A 16,820-nucleotide genomic window follows, 5' to 3' on the forward strand; every position below is an offset into this window, starting at 1 on the left:
ACCGTGCTACGGCCTGGCGCTTGAACTCGTCGGAAAAGGTGGCCCGCTGTTTAGGTGTCGAGTCCGATGAAGCGGGAACGATCTCCCGCTTCGATGGCAACTGCTTATTTGTCATGTAAATCCTCCAAGGACATATTGTCCACTATTTGGATGTCCATGAATCCCGGACCCTCTCAACCTGACCCCGGCTGTTTTATTGCACGTCGAGCAATTCGACTTCGAACACCAGGGTGGCGTTCGGCGGGATCGGGCCTGCGCCGCCTTCGCCGTAGCCCATGCTGGCCGGGACGATCAGGGTGCGCTTGCCGCCGACCTTCATGCCGGGCACGCCCTCGTCCCAGCCGGTGATGACCTGGCCGCCACCGACGTTAAAGCTGAACGGGGAGCGGCCGACCGAGGAGTCGAACTGCACGCCGCGCTGCTGCGGGGCGTTCGGCTCGTACAGCCAGCCGGTGTAGTTGACGACGGCGGTAGCGCCCTTGATGGCTTCCTTGCCGGTGCCGACGACGGTGTCGATCTTCTGGAAAGCGACGGCGGGAGCAGGCGCCGAAGCCTCGGTGGATGCAGGCGTCTCGGCACGCTTGCAGCCGGCCAGCGCAAAGGTGAGGGTCGCGCCAATGACGCAGCAGGAAAGCAGTTTGTTCAATGTAGTCTCTCGTGAAGGATGCCCGTATCGGGTGCCGCCGCAGCATACATGGCGGCCGATCTTGTGACAACTGTACACGCTCAGGGCGTCACCCGCACGTGGTCGACGTCGGCCCAGGCGCCGGGCGCGCCGGTGGCGAACATGCCGATCTGCGCACCGACCCAGCGCCCCATGGCCGCCTCGAACGGCAACCCAAGCCGTGTGTAGCGCAGGCCGTCGGCACTGTACGAGAACGACACCATCGCGCCATGCGTCACCTGCATGCGCAGGTGGGCCGCGCCCTGCGGCAGTGATTCACCCACCTCCTGTGCGCACGTGCCCTCCGCGCCGCAATGCACGCTCACCACGCGCGGCTGGCCGTCGACTTGGCGGATGCCGAACCAGCTGCTCGACAAGCCCATCATGCCGAGACCGGCCGCATCGCCATTACGCTGCGCATGCAGTTCGACCCTGGCGGTCACCGTGAACGCCGGCGCCGGGAATTTCTGGGTCAGGAAGGATGCCAGGCTGCGCACCGGCATTTCAGGCTGGGCAAACAGGCGCAAGTGACCAGGACGGGCATCGAGCGCATACCAGCCCGGCTGCGGATTGGCGGCCCATTGCCACTGCGGGCCGAGGGCCGGGCCATCGAATTCGTCGCCCGTCACCGGCACCTGCTGCGGGAAGCTGCCAGCCACCGGCTTGACGTGCTCCAGCACCGGCTGCCCGACGCCGGGCGTGGCCGACGGTTCGCCGATCAGCGGCCAGCCATCCTGCCAGCGCATCGGCTGCAGGTGCACCACGCGGCCATAGGCGCGGCGGTCCTGGAAGTGGAAGAACCAGTCGCTGCCCTGCGGCGTGCGCACCCAGGCGCCCTGGTGCGGGCCATTGACGTCGGTGCCGCCCTGGGCCATCACGATGCGCGCCACGTACGGCCCTTCGATGCGGCGCGAACGGAACACCGATTGCCAGCCATGCTCGACGCCGCCGGCCGGTGCGAACACGTAGTACCAGCCTTCATGCTTGTACAGCTTCGGTCCTTCCAGCGTGCGGTAGCCGGGCAAGGCGTTGCCGTCGATGACGACCCTGCCTTCCCGGTCCAGCAGGCTGCGGCCGTCCGGCGCCATGCGGCGCAGGGTGAGCACGTTGTTGAAGCCGGCGCGGCTCCTGGCCCAGGCGTGGATCAGCCATGCCTTGCCGTCGTCGTCCCACAAGGGCGCCGGGTCGATGATGCCCTTGCCCGGCAACAGCAGGTGCGGGGTGCTCCAGGGGCCGGCAAAGTCGGTAGCCGTGGTGACATAGACGCCCTGGTCCGGGTCGGGATAGAAGATCCAGAAGCGGCCGGCGTGAAAGCGCAGGCTGGGCGCCCACACGCCCTTGCCGTGCCGGGGCGCCGCGAATTGCGCTTCCGGCGCCAGGCGCGGCAAGGCATGTCCCTGCAGCGCCCAGTTGACCATGTCTTTCGATGCCAGCAGCGGCAGGCCCGGCGCGTTGGCGAAGCTCGACGACACCATGTAATAGGTGTCGCCGACGCGAATCACGTCCGGGTCCGAATAGTCGGCATGCAGGATGGGATTGCGGTAGCGGCCGTCGCCCAGGTCCGGCGACCACGGAGCCCGTGCCGGCATCGGTCCCAGCACGCGCTCCAGGAAGCCGCTCATCGCCTCCACCGTCGGCGCCAGCCACGGATCGAACAGCCAGAACGAATGCGGCGTGCCGGGCAGCGCCACGGTGTCGGTATGGACGCCATACCGCGCGAGCTTGTCGGTCATCGCCTCGCGGCCGCTTGAGAAGCGCGGCACGCCGCTGACGATGAACAGCAGCGGCGGGCTGTCCTTGCCGGCATGGGTGAGCGGTGATGCGTCGTGCCACAGTGCGGCTTTCTCCGCATAGCGCCCGCCGAACCAGGCGCCGGCGGCGGACGGGTTCTTGGCAGGGTCATCTTCATGGCGCAGCGCTTCCGGCGACGTGAAGTCGGACAGGCCGTCGATGTTGACCACGGCGCGCACCGCGTCCGGGCTCGTCACCCCGACCAGGGCCGCGATCTGCCCGCCGGCCGAGCCGCCGGCGACCGCCACGCGCGCCGGATCGAGGCCGAAGGCGCCGGCATGCGTGCGCAGCCAGCGCAGGGCTTCCTTTACGTCGTCGATGGCGGCCGGGTAGCGCGCCTGGCCGGACAGCCGGTAGCTGACGGTGGCCGCCGCATAGCCGCGCGCGGCCAGCCGTGCGGCCAGCGGCGCCATCTCGGTGCGGTCGCCGCTGCCCCAGCCGCCGCCGTGCACCAGCAGCACCAGCGGCGCCGGCTGGCCGGCCGAGCCGGGCAGGTAGAGGTCGAGCCCCAGCGCCATTTCGCCGCGCTGGGCATAGACCAGGTCCTTGCGCACCTGGACCGGCGCCGGTGCGGCGGCGCTCGCGACGCGGATGAAGGGGTAATCGCGCACCAGCTTGCGGTAGGTGGTCTCGGCGTTATACGGCGTTTGGGCGGAGGCTGACGCCGCAGCCAGCGCCAGCAGCAGGCCACCGGCAAGGGCACGAGCAGCGCCACGAACAACGCCACGAACAACGCCACTAAGCAGGCGCCTCACAGCGCCGAGCCCCGGAACACGCAGCGCCGCTCGAGCGTGGCGCCCGGCGCGAGTACCGTCAGGCCGGGATAGCCCGGCAGGTTGTGCGCATTCACCGGATGGTCGACCGGCTCGAAGCAGAAGAAATCGCGCCCGGGCGGCACGTACAGGATGAAGTAATCCATGTCGGCCTGCACCTGCAGGGAAACACCGCGGCGCGGCCAGGCGATGCGCGCGGCGCCGTTCCAGCCCTCGAAGGCGTGGTCGACGCCGTCCCAGGGCAAGGAACGCAGGCGCTCGAAGCGCCAGTAATCGGGCACGGGCTCGCGCCCCAGCGGCAGCTTGTCGGGGCCCGACAGCCACACGCCGGTGGCGCCGGCCTGCAGGAAGGCGCCCTGGGGATCGGGCATCCACGGGTGCAGGCCGATCCCGAACGGCAGCGCGACCGCGCCGGCATTGCGTACCGAGAGTTCGACGACCAGCGACTCGCCGGCCAGCGTGTAGCGCAAGGTGGCGCTGTACGAAAACGGCCGGGCGTCGGCGCGGTCGAGCGTCAGGGTGAGCGAGGTCCCGTCATGCGCCGCCGGCGTCCAGGCCTGCTGCCAGCCATCGCCGTGGATCGGGCACGGTTCCCCTGCCCGGTTCGGCGCCGGCACGTGGTGCACGCCGCCGAACTCGAAGCCCGTGGGCGCCATGCGGTTCGACCAGGGCAGCAGCGGGAAGCAGGCCAGTTGGCCGGGCAGCGGCGTGCTGGCAAAGTCCTCGGGCAGCGCGCGCAGCAGCGGCACCGGCTCCGCGCCGCCGAGCCAGTCCAGCCGCGCCAGGCCGCCGCCGATGTCGGGGACGACCTGCGCCAGCAGGCGGTCGTTCTGCAGCGTGAGCCGGTGCAGCATGACTGGATTACGAGGTGTACTGCGGGCCGTCGAGCAGGAACTTGCCGCCCTGGTACATCGTCGTCACATCGTCCGGCGCCGGGAATGCCGACGTGTCCGGGAACAGGTGCGCAAACTGAGCGGAGCTGTCCTTCGGCTTGTAGCCCAGGTGCGAGGCCAGGCGGTTGTCCCACCAGACGCTGTCGTTATCGGACATGCCGTAGACGATGGTGTGGCCGACGCGCGGCGCGAACAGGGCGCAGCGCAGCAGCTCGGTCAAATCGTCGTACGAGAACCAGGTGCTCATCATGCGTTTGTTCGCCGCCTCGGGGAAGCTGGAGCCGATGCGCACGCACACGGTCTCGATGCCGAAGCGGTCGAAGTAGTAGCGCGACATCTGCTCGCCGAACACCTTCGACAGGCCGTAGTAGCTGTCCGGGCGGGTCGGCGAGTTCGCGTCCAGCACCGTGGTGACCGGATGGTAGCCGATGGCGTGGTTCGAGCTGGCGAAGATCACGCGCCGCGTGCCCGCCTTGTGCAGGGCTTCGTACAGGTTGGCCACGCCCAGGATATTCGCCTGCATGATCGGCTCGAAGGCCTTTTCGGTGGAGATGCCGCCGAAGTGCAGCACCGCGTCCACGCCGTCGAGCAGTTTCAATACCGCTTCCTTGTCGGCCAGGTCGCACTGGACGATCTCTTCGCCTTCGCGCGCCGGGCCCAGGTCGGCGATGTCGGACAGGCGCACCACCTCGGCCCAGGGCTTGATGCGGTCGCGCAGCACCTTGCCCAGGCCGCCGGCGGCGCCGGTCAGCAGGATGCGTTTGAAGGGTTTTCCCTGTGCGGGTTGGGTCATGACACGTCTCCTATTTTTGTTCAGGTCACCGGCGCCGGATTGAACAGCGCCAGCGCATTATGCAGTTTCCAGTGCTCGGCCCAGGTCTTGCGTCCGCTCGCCACGTCCAGGATCAGCTGGAACAGCTCGAAGCCCACGTCCTCGATGCTCGCTTCGCCGCTGGCGATGCGCCCGGCGTTCACGTCCATCAGGTCGTGCCAGCGGTTGGCCAGCTCGGTACGCGTGGCCACCTTGATCACCGGGACGGCTGCCAGGCCATACGGTGTGCCGCGGCCGGTGGTGAAGATGTGCACATTCATGCCGGCCGCCATCTGCAGCGTGCCGCAGATGAAATCGCTGGCCGGGGTGGCGGCGTAGATCAGGCCCTTTTGCTGCAGCTTGTCGCCCGGCGAGAGCACGCCGGTGATCGCCGTGCTGCCCGACTTGACGATCGAGCCCATGGCCTTTTCCACGATGTTCGACAGGCCGCCCTTCTTGTTGCCGGGCGTGGTGTTGGCGCTGCGGTCGACGCCGCCGCGCACCAGGTAATCGTCGTACCACTGCATCTCGCGCACCATGGCCGCCGCGATCTCCGGCGTGGCGGCGCGCGCCGTCAACTGGTCGATACCGTCGCGCACTTCGGTCACTTCCGAGAACATCACGGCGGCCCCGGCACGCACCAGCAGGTCGGTGGCGTAGCCGACCGCGGGGTTCGCGGTCACGCCGGAAAAGGCGTCGCTGCCGCCGCACTGCACGCCGACCACCAGGTCGGATGCCGGGCAGGTCACGCGCTGGCGCGCGTTCAATTCCTGCAGATGCTTTTCGGCGGTCGCCATCAGCGAATCGATCATCGACATGAAGCCGACGTGCTGGCCGTCCTGCAGCGTCACCACCGATGGCTCGGCGTTACCGATCGGGATGGCGCCGGCCGGGAACAGGCGCGCCGGCGGCAGCTTTTCGCAGCCCAGGCTCACGACCATCACGCTGTCGCCGAAGTTCGGATTGCGCGAGAGGTTGCGGATGGTCTTGATCGGGATCTCGGCGCCGGGCGCGTCGATGGCCACGCCGCAGCCATACACGTGTTCGAGCGGGACCACGTCCTCGACGTTCGGGTAGCGCGGCAGCAGCTCTTCGCGGATGCGCTTGACGGCGTAGTCGATCACGCCGGACACGCACTGCACGGTGCTGGTGATGGCCATCATGTTGCGGGTGCCGACCGAGCCGTCCTTGTTGCGGTAGCCCTCGAAGGTGTAGCCTTCGAGCGGTTCGACGTCGCGCACGGCGCGGGTGCCGATCGGCAGGTCGTCGAGCGAGCGCGCGGCCGGCATGGTCAGTACGCGTTCCGACACCCAGCTGCCGCGGGCGATGGCGCCGTTCGCATAGCCGATGACCACGCCGTAGCGGACCACGGCCTCGCCGTGCGCCAGGTCTTGCAGCGCCACCTTGTGGCCTTGCGGGACGCCTTCGACCAGGGTCAGCCCATCCGGGAAGACGGTGCCCGCCGCCAGGCCGCCGTCGTTGACGACGATGGCGACGTTGTCGCTGGCCTGCATGCGGATGGTACGTGGAACTTGGGTGCTCATATGCGTCGCCTTGTGCATTACCTTGTGTGCTGCCTTGATGTGATGCCTTGATGTGAAGCCTGATTCGGCAGGGTCGAGCGCAGTATGCCATACAAACTTGAAAGGTGGCTAGTCCACCTTGCGATTTTGGCCTGACCAAATTAGAATGGCCTGACCAAATACGCAGTTCCACGCATTCAAAATACGATAGAGGACTGGAGACACATGAAGAAGACCCTGCTGGCAGCATCCGCTGCCGCTTTCCTCGGCTGCGCGCTCGCCTGCAGTCCCGCCCTGGCCGACGGCCCCTACCGCAATCCCGACAACAAGAACCCGAAGGACCCGGGCGAAGGGACGTATCCGGTTCCCTATAAAAAGCCGGTGGTGGCCGAGGTGACGGCGCAGCTGAAGGCGATCCGCGACTTCATGGACGGTGCCACGCCGACTCGCATCGTCGACAAGCGCAGCGGCGCGCCGGTCACCGACTTGTCGAAGCCGAACCGCGACGCCGTCTTCCAGCCCAGCGCCGGCGACTACGGCATCCAGGTGTACGAGATGGGCGTGGTCCATTCGGGCCTGTTGAAGGCGGCCGAGGTCACCGGCGACGCCGGCTTCACGGCGATGAGCCGGCGCCACTTCGATTTCTTCGCCCAGACGCTGCCCTACTTCCGCGCACAGGAACAGGCTTTCCACCTGGAGCGCGGCAATAGCTTCTCGCGCTTCCTCGACCCGCGCTCGCTGGACGATGCCGGTTCGATGTGCGCCGCCCTGATCCGCGCGCGCCTGGCCAAGGTCGGTCCCGACCTGAAACCTATGATCGACACCTGCAGCGACTGGGTCGCCAACAAGCAGTTCCGGCTCGAGGACGGCACCATGGCGCGCAAGCGTCCGCAGGAAGTGTCGCTGTGGGCCGACGACATGTACATGAGCATCCCGGCCCTGGCCGAGATGGGCCGCCTGAGCGGCAACCGCAAGCACTTCGACGATGCGGTGAACAACGTAATCGGCATGTCGAGCCGCATGTTCAATCCGCAGCTGGGCCTGTACACCCACGGCTGGCACGCGAACCACCCGGACGCGCCGCGCTTCTACTGGGCGCGCGCCAACGGCTGGGCGGTGCTGGCGATGTCCGACCTGCTCGACGTGCTGCCGAAGGACCACTCGGGCTATCCAAAGGTGCTGGCCCAGCTGCGCGCCTCGATCAAGGGCATCGCCGAGCTGCAGTCGGGCAGCGGCCTGTGGCACCAGATGATCGACCGCAACGACTCCTACCTCGAGACCTCGGCCAGCGCCATCTTCACCTACGTGATCGCGCACGCGGTGAACCAGGGCTGGATTTCGGCCACCACCTACGGCTCGATCGCGCAGGCCGGCTGGGCCGGGCTGTCGACCCGCATCACGGCCCAGGGCCAGGTCGAAGGCACCTGCGTCGGCACCACGCTCGCCAGCGACATGGTCTATTACTACCACCGCCCGACCAGCGCCGATGCCCTGCACGGCTACGGCCCGGCGCTGCTGGCCGGCGCCGAGATCATCAAGCTGGTGACGAACCCCGCCTTCGAGGTCCAGCACAAGGTGCGCACCTACCACTACCTGCCCAAGGGCGGGCAGACCGACTACCGCGAACATCACTGAGGAGCCGTAGATGAAACCCATGACCCTGGCTATGTCGCTTGCGGCGCTGTTCGCGTCGACCATGAGTGCGCAGGCCGCCGAGCGCCTGGCCGTCACCGTCGAACACGACCTGGCAATCGCCCGGCCGTCGGAAACCATCTCGATTCCCTGGAGCGAAGTGAACGCGGTGCTGCCCGGCGCCCTGATCCAGAAGATCGCGGTGAAGGATGCGCAGGGACGCGTGTTGCCGCACCAGGTGACGAACGTGGCGCCGCTGGCCAAGGATCCGAAGAACGTCGGCATCGCCTATGGCGAACTGCTGTTCCAGCACAGCTTTGCGCCGGGCGAGAAGCGCGCCGCTTTCACGGTGGAGAAGATCGACACGGTGGCGCCGGTGTTTCCGGTCAAGGCCTTTGCGCGCTACGTGCCGGAACGCCTCGACGACTTCGCCTGGGAAAACGACAAGGTTGCGCACCGCACCTACGGCCCGGCGCTGGCCGCACCGAGCCCGCCCGACGTGAAGAAGGAAGTGCTGGTGACGAGCGGACTGGACCTGTGGTTCAAGCGCGTCGACTATCCGATCGTCGACCGCTGGTACAACAAGGGCCACGACCACTACCACCATGACGAAGGCGAAGGCATGGACATGTACAACGTCGGCAAGTCGCGCGGCGCCGGCGGCACCGGCGTCTGGGACGGCAAGCAGCTGTACACGGGCGTGAACTACGCGTCGTGGAAGGTGCTGGCAAACGGCCCGGTGCGCGCGGTCTTCGAGCTGCACTATGCGGCATGGGAAGCGGGCGGCAGGCAGGTCTCCGAGGTCAAGCGCTTCACGGTGGATGCCGGCCATTACCTCGACCGCATCGACAGCACCTTCAGCTACGCCGGCAACGAGCCGGTCACGGTGGCCGTGGGCCTGAACCGCACGCCGAGCGACAAGGGACAGAATCCGCAGATCGCCACCAGACGCGAAGGCGCGGTGCTGCTGCAGTGGGTGCAGCAGGCCAGCAACGACGCCTTCGGCACGGCGGTGGTGCTGCCGGGGGCGGAAGGCTTTGCCCAGGATGCGCTGAACGACCTGGTGCTGGCCAGGGCCACGTCTGGCAAACCGCTGCGCTACTACGCAGGCGGCGCCTGGAGCCGCGCCGGCGAGATCACCTCGCTCGATCAGTGGCTGCGCCTGGCGCAGGACACGGCGGCGCGCGACGCCAGCCCGGTGCGGGTCACGCTCGGACGCAAGCAGTAGTTTTAGCTGGTGGGTTCGAGCCGCACGCGGACCGACCCACCCAACGTTGACGGTAGGGTGGGTTCTCGAACCCACCACTTGTGACGGGCGCACACGCACGCTGTGCGCCCTTACATGCGCGTCGCTCCGTGCCGCCCGCATTGCTCGCTCGCTGCACCTCTCCCGCACAGGCCAGACCAATTACTGTATTTATTTGTATTGGACTGACCAAAATTACAAATATTGCCTTAGAATTCCGGAACCGGCCTGACCAAATCTAATATTGCCGTAGCGGTGGGCGCGCAATTGGCACCTGCCTCGATAAAAACGTATGGAGACAGCATGACCAACAACCAGCACAGCGCAGCCTTACGCAAACTCACCCTCTGCCTGCTCGGCACGGCCTCCGTGTCGGCGATGTCGATCGGCGTGGCTTATGCGCAGACCGCGGCGCAAACCGCGGGTCAAACCGCAGAGCAGCCCGCCGCGCAAACCACCACCCAGGCCGGGGCGCCCCCGCAGATGCAGACCGTCCAGGTGACCGGCCTGCGCGCCTCGCTGGAGAGCGCGCTGAACGCCAAGCGCCAGGACAATGGCATCGTCGACGTCATCAAGTCCGAGGACATGGGCAAGTTCCCAGACACGAACCTGGCCGAATCGCTGCAGCGCGTGCCGGGCGTGGTGATCGACCGCGACGCCGGCGAAGGCCGCAACATCACGGTGCGCGGCCTGGGCCAGGACTTTACCCGCGTGCGCATCAACGGCATCGAGGGCCTGGCCACCACCGGCGGCACCGACAGCTCGGGCGGCACCAACCGCGGGCGCGGCTTCGACTTCAACGTGTTCGCCTCGGAACTGTTCTCCTCGCTCACCGTGCGCAAGAGCTCCTCGGCCGACGTCGACGAAGGCTCGCTCGGCGCCACCGTCGATTTGCAGACCCTGCGCCCCTTCGACCTGCGCGGCTTCAACGCGACGATTGCCGCCAAGGGCAAGTACAACGACGGCTCGGAAAAAGTCGATCCGCGCGTCGCCTTCATGGTGTCGGACACCTTCTTCGACCGTAAATTCGGCGTGCTGGTCTCGGGCGCCTTCTCCAAGCGCCGCGTGCTGGAGGACGGCTTCAGCACGGTGCGCTGGGACAACGGCCCCTCGTCGGGCGGCTGGTGCGCGCCGCAGGGCGTGACGGCGAATCCATCGAACTCCACCGCCACCACCTGCGGCCCGGCGGCCCAGGGCGTGGCGCGCCTGCCGAACACACCGGAAAACATCGCCGCCTACAACGCCGCCAGCGACCCGAACAACTTCCACCCGCGCCTGCCGCGCTACGGCCGCCTGACCCACGACCAGGACCGCCTGGGCCTGACCGCCTCGGCCCAGTGGCGCCCGCAGAAGGGCACCCTGCTGACCTTCGACGTGCTGTACTCGAAGCTCGACGCCACGCGCCAGGAAGACTTCCTGGAAGCGATCTCGTTCAGCCGCAGCGCCAGCCAGGGCGGCAAGCCGCAGATCAGCGTGGCCGAAGCCCAGTACGCACCGAACGGCGCCCTGCTCTACGGCCGCTACAACGGCGTCGACATCCGCTCCGAGTCGCGCTACGACGAACTGACCACCACCTTCACCCAGCCGACCCTGACGCTGGAACACAAGTTCACCGACACCCTGAGCATGAGCGCCAAGGTCGGCCGCGCGAATTCGAAATTCCGCAACCCGGTGCAGACCACGGTCACGCTCGACGCCCTGAACGTGAACGGCTACACGCTCGACTTCCGCCAGGACGACCGCGCCGCCATCATCGGCTACCCGTTCGATCCGGCCGCGCCGAACGGCGCGCTCGGCATCATCGGCGTGCCGCAGGTGGCCACCGGCACCCAGCCGACCACGGTGACCAACACCACCACCAGCGAAATCCGCATTCGTCCGCAAGGCGCGACCAACGTCAACGACGTCGGCCAGCTCGACCTGGCCTGGGAAGCAGTCGACGGCTTCACCATCAAGGGCGGCATCAACCGCAAGAAGTACGAGTCGGACACCTACGAATACCGCCGCGTGAACCAGAACGACACGATCTTCGCGCCGCCGGCGGGATCTACCGGCCTGACGAGCACCATCACCGGCTTCGGCAAGGGCCTGGATATGCCGGGCGGGAACGTGACGAGCTGGGTGATCCCGAACCTGAAAGCCATCTCGGCCGCCTACGACATCTACTGCAACTGCATCAAGGCGGGACCGGCCGGTGGCCCGGGCGACTTCACCCTGTCCTCGATCACCAACGGCAATGCACGCGGCAACAACCGCACGGTGAAGGAGCGCGACGACGGCTTCTACCTGATGGGCGAGTTCAAGTACGATCTGTGGGATATCCCGCTGCGCGGGAACGTGGGCGTGCGCCACGTGAAGACGGAACTCGAAGCGATCGGCTACCAGGCGGCCGGCGGCGGCACCGCAGTGCAGGTGAACCACGACTACAAGGACACACTGCCCTCGTTGAACATCGCGGCCAACCTGACCGACAACTTCATCGTGCGCTTCGGCACGGCGAAGGTGATGACGCGTCCGCAGCTGGGCTTCCTGTCGCCGGGCGGCACCATCTCGACCACCGGCACCTTGACCATCAACACCGGCAACCCGCTGCTGAAACCCTTCCGCGCCACGACCTTCGATTCGAGCTTCGAGTACTACTTCGGCAAGAACGCCTTTGTCGGCCTGGGCCTGTTCCAGAAGAACATCGACACCTATATCCAGAGCCTGCGCACCAACGTGCCGTTCCGCGATACCGGCCTGCCGCTGAACCTGCTGCCGTCGAACTTCACGGGCGAGGAAGTGTTTGCGGTGACGGCGCCGATCAATACCGACGGCGGCAAGCTGAAGGGCTTCGAGCTGAATTACCAGCAGCCGTTCACCTTCCTGCCCGGCTGGGGCAAGAACTTCGGCACGGTGCTGAACTACACCAAGGTCAGCTCGACCATCGAGTACGCGATTTCGCCAACGAGTACCGACCGCATCGTCGACGACTTGCTGAACCTGTCGCCAAAGTCGTGGAATGCCACGCTGTACTACGACGACGGCAAGTTCAGCGCGCGCGTTTCCGGCGCCAAGCGCTCCGGCTTCCTGACCCGCGTGCCGGGGCAGAACAACAACGACGTCGAAGGCAAGAACGGCACCTTCAACGTCGATTTGTCGGTGACCTACAAATGGAACGACAAGCTGGAATTCACGCTGGAAGGCGTGAACCTGACCAACGAGCCGAACGACCAGTTCATCAGCCGCGCACGCAACAGCGTGGTGGTGAACAACGTGACCGGGCGCGAGTACCTGGCGGGCCTGCGCTACAAGTTCTGATTGTCTCTTGCAGTCCTTTGGAGCCCGCGTTCGCGCGGGCTTTTTTCATGGGCGGACGCCGCTATCCGGTGCGCACCCTACGCGGCCGGCGCCTCTTGCGGTCCGTGGCTGGGTCCTGCGGTGAAGGGGCGCGCACCCTCCCAATCGAGACGGTCGATGCACATGCGCCGCGTGGTCTGCGCCACATCCCAGGCGTGGTACACGATCCAGGTCTGGCTGCCGTCCGGCGAAGTGGTGAAGGAATTGTGGCCCGGCCCGATCACCGCGCCCGGCACGCTGCGCATCAGCAGCGCTTCTTCCCCGCCTTCGGGACGGTGCCACGGCCCGAGCGGATGCTCCGCCACCACGTAGCTGACGCCGTAGTTGTCGCGCTCCCAGGCGCCGCCGCTGTAGAAGCAGTACAGCTGCCCGCCGTGCTCCTGCACCGACGCGCCCTCCACCGTATGCCAGTCATACACGCTGCCATACATGGTGCGGTCCTTGCGGAAGATGTGCCAGTCCTGGTGCGGGCGCACTACCATCTGCGGCGCGCCGGCCAGCGTTTCCATGTCGAGCAAACGATCGACGACGATGCCGGTGCCGACCCGGTGGTCGTCCGCCACGTGCAGGAAGTCGACGCAATAGAACAGGTACCACTGGCCGTCGCTGTGGCGGTAAGGATGGGCGTCGATCGAGAACGCCTGGTCCGGGACCAGGATCTTGCCGCTGTCGACGAAGGGTCCGGCCGGATCGTCGGAGACGGCCACGCGCAGCTTCTGGTCGGTGCCTTCGTCGGCCGAACCCGACGAGTAGTACATGTAGAAGCGGCCTTCGTGGAAGGCGACCTCGGGCGCCCAGTAGTGGGCGGCGCCAGTGGGCTCGAGCGCGTGGCCGAGCGCTTCCCAGTCGACCAGGTCCGGCGAACGCAGTACGGGAATCTGGCGGCCGTCGGCGCCGCCGGGCGCGGTGCCGTAGGCGTAATAGAAGCCTTCGTGTTTCAGGACGAAGGGGTCGGCCATGGTGTGAGGATAGACCGGGTTCTGGTAAGTGCGGGGCACAGCGTGTCTCCTGAAAAAGCGAAAGGCCGCCCACGCATGCGGGCGGCCTGTCTTGCCGGGGTCTTACATCTTGTAGCGCAGGCTCAGGCCATACGTGGTCATGTTGTAGCGGATGTCGCGCGGCTGGTAAGGGCCGAGCTCGCTCTCGAACTTCGCCTTGGTCAGGTTGATCGCGTCGAAGTGCAGCGACACGTTCGGGGTCAGCTCGTAGCCGATGCTCAGGTCGACAAAAGTCGTGGCCTTGACCACGCGGTCCTGGTCGTAGGGCGGCTCGGCGATCTGCTCGACGTAGTCGCCGCGGCGGGTCGCGGCCAGGCGGCCGGTGATGCCATGGCCTTCATACAGCAGGGCGACGTTGTAGTTCTGCTTCGCCACGCCGACCAGTGCCGTCTTGGTGAACGCACCGCTGTTCAGCGACGTCCTGGTTTCGTTGTCGCCGTCGATCCAGGTGTAGTTGGCCTGCACACCGAAGTCGCGCCAGAAACCAGGCAGGAAGTCGAAGAACTTCTGCGCACTCAGTTCGGCGCCGCGCAGCGTGCCCTTGCCCGAATTCTGCGGCCGGTTCACGCGGTAGGTGACGCCGTTGATGCTCTCGTCCTGGGTAAAGTTCTGGAGGTAGCCGTCGATGTCGCGGTGGAACAGCGCAACCTGGGCATAGCCGTTCTTCGCGAAATAGTATTCGAGCGTGGCGTCGATGTTCTTCGACTTGGTCGGCGACAGGTCGGGGTTGCCGGCGCCGCCGGTGCCCGGCGCGTTCACGGTCGGCGGCACCAGCGACAGTGCCGGGTTCAGCTCGCGGAAGCCCGGACGCGTCAGGGTCTTGCCGGCCGAAAGGTGGGACTGCCACTGCTCGTTCCAGTTGACGATCGCCGAGATGCTCGGCAGGACGTTGGTTTCCGACGTCGAGAGGTCGACGTCGGTCACCACGTCGCCGATGCGGTTCTGGCCGCGCAGCTTGCGCTTGTCCTTCAGCACGCGCGCACCGGCCTCGCCGCTGACCTTGATGCCGCCGATGTCGGTTTCCCAGCGCCCGGACAGGTAGAAGGTGGCGTTGCGCTCGCGCTGCTCGAACAGGCGCGTGGGGTCGTCCGGCACCCGGCCACTTGGCTGGCCGTAGGCATTGCGCACCACATCGGGGTTCTCGATCAGGTAGTTGGCCGAAGGCGTGTACCAGGGGCCGCCCAGGCGGTCCAGGCCGGGCACCAGTTCCTCGAAGGATGGTCCGAACAGGCCGATCGGGGTAGGACGGACCGCCGAGCTGAAGTCGGACGCGCGTTCGGCGCTGTGGTTGCTGACTTTGCGTTCGGACAGGCGCACGCCCGCCAGCACGGCCTTGACGAAACCGTCGCCGCCGAGCCGGTAGGTGGCGTCGGAACGCCATTGCGCCTGCTTGCCGGCCTGTTCGCTCCAGTTCTGCACCATGCCGCGCAACACGAACTGGTTCGGGTCGCGCAGGGCGTTCGCGCTGCCCGGCGTGGTGACCGTGTTGTAGCCGCCGTGGCCGTCGCGGCCGTAGGCATACACGCTGGAGCTGGCGCCCGGCACCTGCTGGTCGACGATAAGGGTGTCGTTGACGAACTTCGACTTGGTATAGGCCAGGTGGTTGTTCACCGTCAGCGGACCATCGTTGTAGCGCAGGGCGAGGTTCAGGAAGTGGGTGTAGGTGCGTTCCTTCTGGCCCCAGGTGCTGGTTGCCATGTACGGGTCCCAGTCGTAGGGGCTGGGGCTGAACTGGGCGGCCGGCGCATCGGCCGACATGATCGGGCAGATGACCCCGCGCGGCGTGTTGCAATGGTCGCCCTGCGGCGCCAGCACGACGTTGTTCAGGCGCGGCGCCCAGGTGACGATGTCGAGGATGTAGTTGACCGCATTGCGGCCCTGGTAGCCGGTACCGAGGTATTGCGCGGTCGCCTGCAGGCGCGGGCTGATCTTCCACTGGAAGGCGCCGTGGATGCTCTGGCGCTCGCGCGTGCCGCTGTTGTAGATGCCGCCGATGTTCGGCAGCTGGCCCAGCCTTTCGCCGGGGTTCAGCGCGAACGGTCCGGTATTCCCGAGCCGCCGGGCGCTGCCGTCCGTGCCCACGGCGAACACGTTCTCCGGCCGGTCGACCCATTGCACCGGGAAGGTCCAGTCTTCGCGGTTGACGGCGACGTCGAACAGCGCGCCCATTTCGCCGACGCCGGTATCCCAGCGATTGCTGACCGAGAAGCCGCCGCCCGGATTATGCGTGTCCTTGCTGGCGTCGCTGCCGTTGGTCTTGTTCATGCGGTCTTCGACGTAGCCGGTGAAGCTGTAGCCTTTCGAATCGAACGGCGAGCGCAGGCGCACGTTGACGCCGCCGGCGATGCCGCCTTCGAGCTGGTTCGGGGTGGCCGATTTATACACTTCCAGGCCGCCGATCGACTGCACCGGCAAGTCCTCGTAGGACAGGCGGCGCGCTGCCGCCGTGAAGATCTCGTTGCCGTCGATCGTGGTCACCACGTCCGGCAAGCCGCGGATGATCACGGTGCTGGTCTGGCCACGGTCGCGGCCCACCTGCACGCCCGCTACACGCTGCAGGGCGTCGCCGGCCTGGCGGTCGGGGAACTTGCCGATGTCCTCGGCATTGATGGCGTCGACCACCTGCAGCGAATCGCGCTTGATGGCCTCGGCCGAGCGCAGGCTGCCGCGCAGGCCGGTCACCTGGACCACGGCCGGCGCCGCCTGCGAAACCTCGGGTGCGGGCTGGACGGTGGCGGGAACGGATTGCCCGGCTTGCTGGGCTTGTGGGGACTCGGCGCCCGCGACGGTGCTGCCCGCCGCGCTGGCGCCCGCGCTGGTGCTCTCGCTGGCACTGGTACTGACGCTGGCGCCGGTACTGGCGCTCGTGCTCGTGCTGGTGGCAGCAGGCGTGTTATCGGTAGCGGTTTGCGCCAGCGCCGACGCGCTGGTTGCCGTCAGCAACATGATCGCCGCGCAGATCGGCTTGACTTCGAATCGTGTCATGCATGTCTCCTGAATTTATTATGAGAAACCACGTGCCCGCCGGTCGTTGCCGGCCTCAGGCCTCATCAAATAGTAAAAGAGCAAGCAGGGCGCCACCAATAACGAAACACGCAAGAGCTATCTGAAAACGTCATGGCTGACGCACGAATGACACAGTTCTAGCCG

The 16,820-nt window shown here is 66.8% G+C and carries 10 protein-coding genes; 3 read left to right on the top strand and 7 right to left on the bottom strand.

The genetic code is table 11. From position 1 onward, the window contains the following. Positions 1-193: 193 nt before the first annotated feature. The 5 genes from LK540_RS19530 to garD all read right to left on the bottom strand — a co-directional run bounded on the left by LK540_RS19530 (position 194) and on the right by garD (position 6,476). A complete protein-coding gene (locus tag LK540_RS19530) occupies positions 194-646 on the bottom strand; it encodes an FKBP-type peptidyl-prolyl cis-trans isomerase (RefSeq protein ID WP_229438983.1) in 453 nt (150 codons plus the stop codon). A gap of 80 nt (positions 647-726) precedes the next feature. Next, positions 727-3,210: an alpha/beta fold hydrolase gene (locus LK540_RS19535; RefSeq protein WP_229438984.1), complete on the bottom strand. Its 2,484-nt coding sequence runs from the start codon at positions 3,208-3,210 to the stop codon at positions 727-729. Next, positions 3,207-4,082 carry an aldose 1-epimerase gene (locus LK540_RS19540; protein ID WP_229438985.1) on the bottom strand — a complete coding sequence of 292 codons (876 nt, stop codon included), beginning with the start codon at positions 4,080-4,082 and terminating at the stop codon, positions 3,207-3,209. Before LK540_RS19540 ends, LK540_RS19535 begins: the two co-directional genes overlap by 4 nt. 7 nt (positions 4,083-4,089) lie before the next feature. Continuing rightward, entirely contained in the window at positions 4,090-4,914 is an 825-nt protein-coding gene (locus LK540_RS19545; protein WP_229438986.1) for an NAD(P)-dependent oxidoreductase, read from the bottom strand. Between the two features lie 20 nt (positions 4,915-4,934). Continuing rightward, complete coding sequence (gene garD / locus LK540_RS19550; RefSeq protein ID WP_229438987.1) at positions 4,935-6,476, bottom strand: galactarate dehydratase; 1,542 nt, start codon at positions 6,474-6,476, stop codon at positions 4,935-4,937. Positions 6,477-6,680: 204 nt separating this feature from the next. On the opposite strand from garD, the gene LK540_RS19555 reads away from it, so the two are divergent. The 3 genes from LK540_RS19555 (at position 6,681) to LK540_RS19565 (ending at position 12,633) form a co-directional block, all read left to right on the top strand. After that, positions 6,681-8,090, top strand: coding sequence for a glycoside hydrolase family 105 protein (locus tag LK540_RS19555; RefSeq protein ID WP_229438988.1), 1,410 nt, complete (start codon positions 6,681-6,683; stop codon positions 8,088-8,090). A 10-nt stretch (positions 8,091-8,100) separates the two neighbouring features. After that, positions 8,101-9,315, top strand: coding sequence for a DUF4861 family protein (locus LK540_RS19560; RefSeq protein WP_229438989.1), 1,215 nt, complete (start codon positions 8,101-8,103; stop codon positions 9,313-9,315). A 321-nt stretch (positions 9,316-9,636) separates the two neighbouring features. Then, entirely contained in the window at positions 9,637-12,633 is a 2,997-nt protein-coding gene (locus LK540_RS19565) for a TonB-dependent receptor (RefSeq protein WP_229438990.1), read from the top strand. Between the two features lie 77 nt (positions 12,634-12,710). On the opposite strand, the gene LK540_RS19570 is transcribed toward LK540_RS19565, so the two are convergent. Together LK540_RS19570 and LK540_RS19575 are read right to left on the bottom strand one after the other, a co-directional pair. Then, complete coding sequence (locus LK540_RS19570; RefSeq protein WP_229438991.1) at positions 12,711-13,670, bottom strand: glycoside hydrolase family 43 protein; 960 nt, start codon at positions 13,668-13,670, stop codon at positions 12,711-12,713. 63 nt (positions 13,671-13,733) lie between these two features. Next, entirely contained in the window at positions 13,734-16,655 is a 2,922-nt protein-coding gene (locus LK540_RS19575) for a TonB-dependent receptor (RefSeq protein ID WP_229438992.1), read from the bottom strand. Between the last annotated feature and the right edge of the window lie 165 nt (positions 16,656-16,820).

The sequence above is a fragment of the Massilia sp. IC2-278 genome (genome assembly GCF_020708045.1).
Taxonomy (GTDB): Bacteria; Pseudomonadota; Gammaproteobacteria; order Burkholderiales; family Burkholderiaceae_D; genus Telluria.

Excerpts from the sequence above, each read along its gene's own strand:
- LK540_RS19540 (WP_229438985.1), bottom strand. The coding sequence starts at position 4,082 with ATGCTGCACCGGCTCACGCTGCAGAACGACCGCCTGCTGGCGCAGGTC.
- LK540_RS19545 (WP_229438986.1), bottom strand. The coding sequence starts at position 4,914 with ATGACCCAACCCGCACAGGGAAAACCCTTCAAACGCATCCTGCTGACC.
- garD (WP_229438987.1), bottom strand. The coding sequence starts at position 6,476 with ATGAGCACCCAAGTTCCACGTACCATCCGCATGCAGGCCAGCGACAAC.
- LK540_RS19555 (WP_229438988.1), top strand. The coding sequence starts at position 6,681 with ATGAAGAAGACCCTGCTGGCAGCATCCGCTGCCGCTTTCCTCGGCTGC.
- LK540_RS19560 (WP_229438989.1), top strand. The coding sequence starts at position 8,101 with ATGAAACCCATGACCCTGGCTATGTCGCTTGCGGCGCTGTTCGCGTCG.
- LK540_RS19565 (WP_229438990.1), top strand. The coding sequence starts at position 9,637 with ATGACCAACAACCAGCACAGCGCAGCCTTACGCAAACTCACCCTCTGC.
- LK540_RS19575 (WP_229438992.1), bottom strand. The coding sequence starts at position 16,655 with ATGACACGATTCGAAGTCAAGCCGATCTGCGCGGCGATCATGTTGCTG.